Source organism: Roseateles toxinivorans, from assembly GCF_004362525.1.
Lineage (GTDB): Bacteria > Pseudomonadota > Gammaproteobacteria > Burkholderiales > Burkholderiaceae_C > Paucibacter > Paucibacter toxinivorans.
Genome location: NZ_SNXS01000004.1, coordinates 401,926 through 412,001, shown reverse-complemented (window position 1 = coordinate 412,001; position 10,076 = coordinate 401,926). Strand labels below are relative to the sequence as shown.

At 64.0% G+C, this 10,076-nt stretch carries 8 protein-coding genes; all 8 read right to left on the bottom strand.

What is annotated here, in order from left to right:
• Positions 1-18 precede the first annotated feature (18 nt).
• Positions 19-1,590, bottom strand: coding sequence for a ShlB/FhaC/HecB family hemolysin secretion/activation protein (locus DES47_RS17020; protein ID WP_208115034.1), 1,572 nt, complete (start codon positions 1,588-1,590; stop codon positions 19-21).
• A 264-nt stretch (positions 1,591-1,854) separates the two neighbouring features.
• Positions 1,855-2,919: a PEP-CTERM sorting domain-containing protein gene (locus DES47_RS17015; protein WP_133701920.1), complete on the bottom strand. Its 1,065-nt coding sequence runs from the start codon at positions 2,917-2,919 to the stop codon at positions 1,855-1,857.
• The gene (locus DES47_RS17010; protein WP_133701919.1) at positions 2,919-4,052 is read right to left on the bottom strand and encodes a PEP-CTERM sorting domain-containing protein; all 1,134 of its coding nucleotides are present in this window, start codon (positions 4,050-4,052) and stop codon (positions 2,919-2,921) included. Before DES47_RS17010 ends, DES47_RS17015 begins: the two co-directional genes overlap by 1 nt.
• A gap of 194 nt (positions 4,053-4,246) precedes the next feature.
• Positions 4,247-4,474: a hypothetical protein gene (locus tag DES47_RS17005; protein ID WP_133701918.1), complete on the bottom strand. Its 228-nt coding sequence runs from the start codon at positions 4,472-4,474 to the stop codon at positions 4,247-4,249.
• 114 nt (positions 4,475-4,588) lie between these two features.
• Positions 4,589-6,022, bottom strand: coding sequence for a hypothetical protein (locus DES47_RS17000; protein ID WP_133701917.1), 1,434 nt, complete (start codon positions 6,020-6,022; stop codon positions 4,589-4,591).
• 162 nt (positions 6,023-6,184) lie between these two features.
• On the bottom strand, positions 6,185-6,949 hold the full coding sequence (locus DES47_RS29375; RefSeq protein WP_243748345.1) for a PEP-CTERM sorting domain-containing protein: 765 nt from the start codon (positions 6,947-6,949) through the stop codon (positions 6,185-6,187).
• A 305-nt stretch (positions 6,950-7,254) separates the two neighbouring features.
• Positions 7,255-8,097 carry an XrtB/PEP-CTERM-associated transcriptional regulator EpsA gene (gene epsA, locus DES47_RS16990; RefSeq protein ID WP_133701916.1) on the bottom strand — a complete coding sequence of 281 codons (843 nt, stop codon included), beginning with the start codon at positions 8,095-8,097 and terminating at the stop codon, positions 7,255-7,257.
• Between the two features lie 131 nt (positions 8,098-8,228).
• Positions 8,229-10,007 (bottom strand): secretin N-terminal domain-containing protein, encoded by a 1,779-nt coding sequence (locus DES47_RS16985; protein WP_243748372.1) that lies wholly within the window; start codon positions 10,005-10,007, stop codon positions 8,229-8,231.
• Positions 10,008-10,076: the final 69 nt, after the last annotated feature.

The following is a 10,076-nucleotide window of genomic DNA, read 5'->3' as shown; positions in this document are numbered from 1 at the left end:
CTCTCGTACTGCGTAGGCTTAGAAGCGATAGGCCAGGCGGGCATGCAGGCGCGCTTCGCGCCGGCCCTGCGCGCTCAGGCGCTTCAACATTTGGGCGGCGTCAAGACTCAGGCTCAAGCCATGCCGGCCGGCCAGGCGCAGGCCGACGCCGGCACCGAGCAGTGACACATGGGCGGCCTGGCCGACATCGGGATCAAAGACATAGGTCCGCGCCACGTCGATGAAACCCAGCAAGGTCAGGTCGTTGATCAGCGCCGTGCCACCCTCGGGTGCCGTGAACCAGCGGCTGGCGAAGTTCGGGCTGCGCCACTCCAGCGAGCCGAGCAAGCCGTAATCGCCCGAGGCAGCGCCTTCCAGATAGCCACGCACCGTCTCCGCGCCGCCGACCGAGAACTGTTCGGCGCTGGTCAGCGCCTGGTTGGCGATCTGGCCCGTCAGGCGCATTGCCACGGTGCCCAGGGCCTGCTCGCCCAGGGCAAAGCGCTGGCTGTGGCGCAGATCCAGGCGCAGCGTGTTGAAGCCGCCATCAGCGCCCTTGCGCTTGCAGGCGAACTGATCGGCCGGGCCGAAGGTGCCATCGGCACGCGGGCAGTCATCCACATTGCGCGCCAGCAGGCGGCGCAGGCCGAAGGTCAGCGTCGCGCCCAGCTGCGTCTGCGAGCGCTCAGACGCCGACCAGCCACCCGAGTACGCGACCTGCATCGGCAGATAGCGAAGCGGCGTCGAAATGCTGCCGTCGCCGAAGGAGACGCGCTCCTTCAGGTCCTTGTAATCGGCGCCAAGGGTCAGGTTGTGATAGCTGTTCTCAGGCCCCTGCACCGGCATCGCATAGCGCAGGCCCAGGGTCGTGCCCTTGCCCAGCACCGCGGTGCCGCCCAGCGACTCGACGGCGCTGTCCGAGGCCACGCCATAGACGGTCAGCGTGCGCCCCTCCTCCATCGGCAGGCTGTAGTTCAGCACCAGCACCTTGGACTGCGCCGGCTTCTGCGGCGCCGTGATGCCGGTGAGGGACACACCATGCCCCAGCTGGAACAGATTGTCGTAGCGCACATTGGCGCTCAGCCGCGTCGGGTCGGTGCCATCGGCATGGCCGTTGTGCAGCTCCACCGAGCCAGACAGCGGCAGCTTGTCAGTGACCTGCAACTCGGCCTCCACCGTGCCCGGCAGGCGGCCCGGGCGCAGCACCGGCTGCACGCGCCGGTCCTCGCTGCGGTTGAGCTGGGCCAGCTGGCGCTGCACGGTGTTGAAATTGGGCACCTGGCCATCGGCCAGCTCGGTCACGGTGGCCCGAATCTGGCCCTGCGAGTAATAGCGCGCGCCGGTCACGCTCAGCCGCTCGACGCGCCCCTCCACCACCTTGAGCCGCACCAGGCCGCCATCGATGCGCTGCTCGGGCACATCGACGAACACGGTCAGGAAACCGGCCGATTGATAAGCCTTGTCCAGTTCGGCACGGGCCGCCTCGACATCGAGCATCTGTTTCTGCAGGCCAAGATAGGGCAGTACCGCACGCTCAATGAGCGCCAAGGGCAACACCGTGTTGCCCTCAATCTCGAACTCGAGGATGTCGAAGCGCGGCGTCTCTGCCACGGAGGCTGGCGCCTGCGCGTTCGCCCGACCGTCGGATGAGAGCAGCAGCAGACAACAGAAGAGAATGGCCCCAAGCGCCTGAGCGACGCGGGCCGAGAATGCATTCATGGCTTTGAGTGTGGCGAGCGACAGTGAACCCGCGATGAAAGGAACTGATCCGTTTGGCCTATCCGGGCCGCAAGCCGCGCAGGCTCATACCGGCCGATGCCACTCAATGGCGTAGCCGGCATCGATATCCCCGCCCAGCGGCGGGCAACTCGGGTTTCAGCGCCTGAATGAACGACCTCGTGCTGTCCATCCCAGCGTCAACAGGCCCGCCAGAAGACTGGCCCAAGTGGCGGGTTCAGGCACCGCAGCGGCCAAGCCTGGCGACGATGCTGCACTGACGCCAAACTCATCGAAAGGCAACTCGATTTGTCGCGACGAGAGTCTGGCAGCGAAGTCTGTGGCGCTCACTCGCCGCAGCCCCTCCTCGGTTGTCGTTCTGGCCTGCGGTGATGCTGCCGGCATGGTGAAACTCAGGTCGTAGTAACCTGCGCCTGGCGCGGCCAAACCCCAGTATCCATTGCCGCCCAGATTGTCAAATTCGTCAACGGCAATTGCCGAACTAAAACCCAGCTGGGAGCTGTTGCTGAGCATGTAGAACCACGAAGACTGCCCAACCCGATTGCTTACCGAGAACTCACCCCAGAAAGCGTCGCCAGCCGTTGTCGCGCCGTCCTTGGACCAGAAACCGCTGCCTTTTGCGAAGTATCCGTTGGCGCCTTCAAGGTCAATGCTTGATCCATTGCTGCTGACGTCCCCTCGGTGTGTGTTCAGCCTGGCACTGGCGGGCGCGTTATTTAGGCCCTGCAATGCGGAGGAGGTAGAAAACATCGCCTGCATGAGATTCTGGTTGCTCATGCCGGTCATCGCCGAGTAATCTGGATTGATGACACCTTCAGCGGGGCCTTGCTTTAAGGTCGTAAAGAACCTCATTGCCCCGAGCGCCGGCATGGTTCCAGGCACCCCGGTTTCGGCTGCGGCATCTATTCCCAACACGACCCAGCGTTGATTGCTTACATCGGTGGACTTGGTCAAGAACTCAGCCAGAGCCGCGTCGCCACGATCCAAGCGAAAGAACTTCTGATAGCCGGCATCTTGTTGGGCGTCGCCCCAGAAGTATCGAGCATCCAAGCCCAAATCCGTGCTGTAGCTGACCTTGGCGATCGGATCCCAAAGCAGGAATACAAGCTCGGCCTTGTCGCCAAAGCCAATCGAAGCCATGGCCGACTGGGATAACTGAGGTGCGACCAGCGCCAACGCGGCAAGCAGGGTGAAGCGAGACATTAGGAACGCTCCTTGGAACGCGTCCTCAGAAACGCAAACACTGCAAGCCCAAGTCCCATCAAGCCCCAGGTCGCGGGTTCGGGCACCGGCGCCAGAGCCAGCGGGCCGGCCTCCCAGCCCGCGAACTCGCCCTCCGGAGTACCGATCAGACGGGAGGGGCCCGATTGCGCCGAATAGTCGGTGGTCAGCAGACGCAAGCGGCCTTCGGCCGTGTTGGCCAGGGCGGTGGGCGTGAACGGCGCCAGCGTGTAGCTCAGCACATATTTGTTGGTCGTGGCATTGAAGGCAAAGCCCCAATAACCATCGTGGCCGGCGGTGCCGTTGCCGTTATCGAATTCGTCGAGCATCGGGTTCCCATAGCCAGCCTCTTCATCCAAAGGATCTGGTGCGGCCACCTTGTAGAACCACGATGACTGGCCAATCGAGTTGCCGATGCAAACGAACCCTTTAAGGCAGTCTCCAGGGGAAGCGGTGCCTGCCCCCGCTGCGCTCGCGGAGAACGCCGTACCAAGTCCAAAATAGCCGGGGTCGGCCGCGGCCTTTGACGAGAAGCTACTGCCGTTGGCGACGCTCCCATGGGTGCTGTTACTAGCCTGGTTCTGCAAAGAAGCGAAGATGCTGACATCGCTGGCATTTGCAGGGTCATATAGGTTGAGCCATTCACCAAAAGTTGCGGCAGTGAATGCACTACTCTGAAACGCTGCCATGAAGTTTTGCGACTGGGTCTGGGCGCTGCCCGCGTTGGCCAGCGTGGTGTACAACTCGCGCTGGATAAAGGGCGACCCACCCACTACGCCCTTCTCAACGGCAGGAGCATAAATCGCCCACTTGCGCTGGCTCGCCGTGGCGCTGGTCGCATCCAGGAACTTGGCAAAGTTGGCGTCGCTGCTGCGGTCCAGCTCAATGAATTTGCTGTACCCGCCATTCTGCTGAGCCTGAACCCAAAAGTCCCTGGCCACAAGGCCCAGATCCAAGGCATAGGACGCCTCGGCACTGCCGCTGCCCTCGTTCTCGAACACAAACAGCGTCAACTCGGAACCAGGGCCGGTAGAAAAGGCCGCCTGAGCCAGGCTCGGCAGCGTGAACAGCAGCGCCGTGCACAGCGCGCGCAAGGGAGAAGGGGTCAGGGTCATGATCGGGGTGCGTTACATCTGGTTGATCGGTGCGGGGCAATAGCGCCATCATCGGCGTGGTGCTTGACAGGCTTGTGTAGGGCCGGGCAAGTGCACTAGTCCTAATGGCAGGGTGGGCTGCGGCACGCGACTGCGACCCTGCAGTCCAGGCCTCGCAGCGCCCTACTTGGCGAGCTTCAGCTGAGTGCAGCTGTTCATGGCAGTACGCGCCGCGCGGGCGGCAAGTGGTCGCCCGCCGCGAGCATTGCTAGATTGCCCGCCATGGCACGCCAGGCGCTCAGAAAGGCGGCCTTCTCCGAGCCCGCGCGCAGCCGCTCTTTGTTCCACTGCATCGTGGCGTCGTAGAGCAGGCCATGATCGGTAATGGACACCGCGGCCGTTGGCCAGCGACTGGTTATCCGTGGCTGGTTGGCCCAGGGCATGTTCGGCATCGCCGCCCCGCAGATGTGGCGCTGCCCACAGCGGGCTGATACACAATAAAAGAAGGCCGACCCTTGTGGGGGCCGGCCCTTGGGTACTGCGCTAAGGAAAAGTTCTTACTTGGCCAGCTTCAGCGGCGTGCAGCTGTTCAGTGCCGTGCGCTGGACGCGCGAGGCATAGTCCTTGTCGGCAGCAGGCAGAGCGTTCCAGCCGCCCGAATAGGAGACGGTCGTGGCCATCATGCCGTTCTGGAAGTCGGCGTCAACCAGCTTGATCTTGGCGATCTTGCCGGCGTTGCTACGCATATTGCCCAGGAACACGGCTTCGGGCGAACCGGCCGGCACTGCGTCCTTGTTCCACTGCATCGTGGCTTCGTAGACGAAGTCATAGGCGCCGGTCTGCGCTGCCGAGCGGCGCGGCAGCTTGCCGTCGATCTTGACAAAGCGATAGGCCTTGGTGCCGGCGCTGCTAAGGGGGTTATTTTCCAGGCTCAGCACGCCCAGGGCGTAGGCAGGGTCGGCAGCGGTGCCGAGCTGGCCTTGGGTGGTGTCACTCAGGCAGCTGATGACGCCGCCGGAACCGGTGCTCTCGATCACGTTGACGGAGCCCGTGACACTGACCGGTGTACCGGTGGAGCCCGTGACCGTCAAGCCATTGCTGCCGCCGCAAGGCGTGTTGGCGAAGTACATATTGCTGACGGCCTGGGTGCCAGAACCATTGGCGCGACGGCACACGTTGACGGCCTTGCCATTGATGTTGGCATCGGTGCCGGCGCTGATCAGCATGTTCCAGCCACGCTTGGCGGCGGCTGAACCGTTCAGGCCGCCGGTCAGTGCGCCGCGAACGAAGGTGCTGGGGATGGACGGGATGTTGGCGTCGGCATCATCCTGGGTCAGGCCCTGCTCTTGTTGCAGCTTGCGATAGGCGTTCAGGTTGACGGCCACGCCAAAATTGGCGGCCACGAACACGGCCGAGTCCAGCTTGGTCAGGTCGGCGGCGGAAGTGCCGGCTTCCAGATTGACCGTCTGGTTCATGATTGCCGGCTCGACGTCCGAGATACCGGCCTTCGGTGCCACGTTTTCGGTGGACTGGCAAACGAAGTTCGGCGTCTCGATGTCGCCATTGACCGGCACGCCCTTGTCAACGCAGTTGCCGGCGTTGTTGTCGATCTTCATGAAGGCCATGGGGGTCTGCTTGGCGACCTGGTTCACGCCCAGGCCCGAACCGCCCTGGTCGCGCTTGATGAACAGCACGGGGGTGCCAACAGCCCAGGTGCCGACGGCAGCCTTTAAGGTGCAGGCATAGGCGCGGTGGTTGTCACCGTCCTTATTGCTGCCGCCGGTGGACTTGCTGAAATAGACGTGGTTGTCGGCGTTGCAGAAGTCCTTGAAGGCGCTGCCGATGGCCAGACGCTGAGCCGAGGCGCCAGACATGTGGATGACCTTCAGGTTGGCGCCGGCGGCGACGATTTCGGCCGGGGTCAAGGCCTGGGCGGAGCCCATGGCGGCCACGAGGCCGGCGGCCAGAGCGATCAGACGGAATTTCATCATGATGGATACCTTTGAGAAGTGAGGGACGAGTCAGTCCGCATCGATCAGCCGATCGATGAACAGACAGAGGGAACGGGGGTGCTTCTGCCTGCATGCCACCCAAGGCCCTGGGGCCTCAGGTGGCAGCGGCGAACTGCCTGGCTAGCCTGCTTAGGCGGCCGATCAGTCGGCGCGGCGGCGGCGAGCGACAAAGCCCAGGGCTGCCAGACCGGCCAGCATCAGGGCATAGGACTCGGGTTCCGGCACGGCGGTGGTCACGGTCAGCGTGGTGCCGTCGAACTTGGCGGTCACGCTCTTGTACTCTTGGAAAGTAACCGGCTCGAAGTCGTCGAGCTGGCTGCCGGTCACGTGTACAAAGTTGGCGCTTTCACCGACCTTGCTGCCGATGTTGATGAAGGCTGTGTTGATGGTGAACGAGTCAGGGCTGAAATAGGCGTCGGTGCCCTTGGGGTTGTAGCTCGAACCATTGGCTTGCGAGATGTGGGTGCCGGTCTGGTTGCCCGAACCGACCGGGAAGGCCAGATAGTTGGCATTGTTGTACAGGTTGTCGCTGGCCAGGTTCGCAAAGTCGGTCGTGTTGCTGTTGTTGACCGTGGTCAGCAGGTGCATACCGGCAACGTTCACGCCAAGACCGGCGATCGAGGTCAGCGCCCATTGGGTGCCGGCCGTGATGCCGCCGTTGCTGAGGTAGCTGGTCCAGGCGGCGCTGGCCACCGGCAGGTTGATCGGGAAGGGGCTGGTGCCGGCAGCGGCAGCGTCGAGGAAGTCCTTCATCTTGATGCCGGTGTCAACGACGACCGAACGGTTCTCGTCGCCGATGACCAGGAACAGCTCAGCAGCGTCGTATTTGCCCAGGTTGACGGCAGCCAGTGCAGGTGCGGCAGCGGCAACAGCCAGGGTTGCGATGGCGATGGATTTCAGTTTCATGCTTTAACTCCGATAGTGGTTGTGACTCATGGGCGGTAGCAGCAATCGGGGACCCTCCCGCTGCGCCGCCTGGAACGCCTGATCGTTCGGCCACTTCTTGTCTGCAACACGGATGGGCTGCATGAGGCGGCGACATTGGGCGGCCGGGCCCCTGAGGGCGGCCCTGGCATAAAGAACGAGGTCGCGAAAATCGACAAACGGAACTTTCGCACGCAGGCGTGACATTCGTGATGTCGGCCTTCAGGCGGCAGAGATGCCAAACGGACTACAGACAAGCCCCTAGAACAAGGGACTTCCCCGCCTTTTCAGACTGAGCCTTCGCTCCGCGGTGAACGCCCGAGCAGATTCATCGTCATCGCGCTGGCCACGGCCTGCGCCCGGTTGTTGGCGCCGAGCTTGCGCAGAATCTTCTGCACATGGTTCTTGACCGTCAGCGGGCTGATGCCCAGCACCTCGCCGATCTGCTGGTTGCTCATGCCTTCGCGCACCCAGCTGAGGATCTGCCGTTCGCGCTCGGTTATAAGGGCGCGGGTCAAACCCTGCACCGGATGCATGGCCGCAGGCATCTCCTTCATCTCGCGCTCCACCGCCTGCACGCGCAGCCAGGTGCTGTGCAGATGGGGCAGCAGCAGGTCCAGGTACATGCGCTGCTCGGCGCTGCTGCAAAGGCCCGGCGAGGCAAAGATGAACAGGCTTTCGATCTCGCTGGGCCGCTGGGGGCGGGAGACACCGTGCACCAGCAGTTCGCCCAGGCCGGCGGCCAGCAGATCGTCGCGCAGCTTGCCGAAGACTTGAACGTCCAGTGCTGCCACGTCGATGGCCAGCGACTTGCCGCGTTTGTCGATCCAGCTGCCCGCCAGGTACTGCAGCAGCGGGCCGCGGCCGTCAACCAAGGAGCCCAGCACGGGCTCGGGCAGAGAGACACTGTTGAAGACCTCGAAATGCAGCTCCCTGCGGGCGCGCTGGTAGGCGCCGCAGACGGCCAGTTTATGCGGCAGCAGCACCTGCAGATGGCTTTGCGTCCAGACAAAAAACTGGTAGCGCCGCCCCACATCGATCGCGGTTTCAACGACGCGCACGATCGCCTCGGCATGACTGCTGCGAAGAAGTTCGGCGTTCGGCACGGTGTTGGGCAGGATGGATGGCATGAGTGCAAGCAATTGGTGGGCGAGCCTAGCAAGCGTCGGTGACGATTAATTGAACGGTCAAGGGTCATATGATCCGAACGACTCATGATCGGCGCCCGCAGGCGCTGTTCAGACCATGGTGCTGACTGAAATCAGGGGGCGGACACGTCGAGGGTTCCCTCCCCCTGAACACGGACGTTGACCGCCTCACCCTTGGCATTGATGCCGCCCAGCCCGGTCAGGCTGAAAGTCGCCGTGTTGCCCGCCGCCGCCGGCGTCGAGCGCAGTATCAGCACCCGTTGGCCCTGCGGCGCCAGCTCAAAAGCGATACGGCCTTGGCCTGCGCCCGCCGCCCCGGCTTCGGCCGGCTGGAACATCACCGCGTCGAACTCCAATTCGCCGCGCACCGTCGCCTCGGAATGGTTGACCAGGGTCACGGCGGCGGTGTCACCCACGGTGATCTCGCCCGAGGTCGAGAGCTGGAGCACGGCCACGTTCTCCTCGGCCACGGCCTCGGCTTGATCAGGAGTCACGGGCGCATCCGGGGCAGCCCGCGGGCCAGCGCCCATGCCAGCGCCACCCACCATGGCCACAGCCGCGCTGCCGCGCACGCCCAGCCGTGCCGACTCGGCCCCCGGCTGCAGTTCAAAGCCCGAGGCAATGCTGCGCGATGCCGCGTCGGGCACTCCCATGCTGCGCACCACGTGCGGCGTGACGAGCAGCAGCAGCTCGGTCTTCTGGCGCGCATCGCCCTGCACGCCAAGCAAGCGCCCCAGCAGCGGCGCCTCCGACAGATAGGGCAGGCCACGCGCCGTCTTGCGGTCGTCGTCGCCGATCAAGCCGCCCAGGATCTGGGTTTCGCCATCGCGAAGGCGCAGCGACGTACTCGCATGGCGCGTGCCCACACGGTAGGCGCTCAGGCCTGCACCGGGGCTGATCCGCTCCAGCACATTGGTGATTTCAAAGTTCAGCTTGATGATCACATCGCCATCGAGCTGCACCGTGGGCTCGGCCTCCAGTTTGAGACCCACGTCCACATAGCTGACCGACGCCGCCACGCCGACACTGGCGCTGACCGTGCTGGTGAAGACCGGCAGCCGCTCGCCGATCTGGATCTTGGCCTTCTCGCGATTGCGTGCACGCAGGCTGGGCTTGGCCAGCACGGTGGTGTCGCCCGAGCTGCCATTCAGCGTTGCGGTCAGCGCCGGATTGAGCACACTGGCCCGCAGCTGACGGCGCTGCCCCCATTCGATACGTTGAGCACCTCCGGGCAAGCCGGACTGCACCTCGCTCGGCCAGTCAAGACCCAGCTCGGCCAGCCGGCTGTTGGCGACCTCCAGCACCTGCAGCTCCATCACCACCTCGGGCTCGGGCAGATCCAGCGTGGCGATCAGCCGCTCGATCAGGCCGATCACCTCGGGGGTGTCGCGGGCCACCAGCAGGTTCAGGCGCTCGTCGATGAACAGGTCGCGCGTCTTGACCATCGTGCGCACAAGCGTCTGGACCTGCTTCACATCGGCGCTGGTCAGGTAGAAGCTGCGTATCAACAACTCCTGGTGCTCGCGCTGCTTCGGCGGCGTGTTGGGATAGATCAGCAGCGTGCGATCGTTCAGCAGCTTGCGTTCGAGCTGCTGGGTTGTCTGCAGCACGCTCAGGGCCTCCTCGAGCGTGACGTCGCGCAGCTGCACCGTCAGCCGGGTCTCCCGCACCTCGCGATCAAACACGAAGTTGATGCCGCTGCTGCGACTCAAGGCCTCGAACACCTGCCTCAACGATGCGTCGCGGAACTCCAGGTTGACCCGCTTCTGCAGGGCCTGCGCCAGCACCGCAGGCGGCTGCTGCAGCGCCGGAGTTTGGATCTGGTGCGCCGTCTGATACCGCGTATCTTGCGCGCCAGATCCGGTGCAGGCGGCCAGCGCAAACAAGACCATCAACGTCCGAACTGAAAGGGAGATGGGCATTGAGGACGCAGGGTCAGGGCAAGAGGACGCTGGATGCTA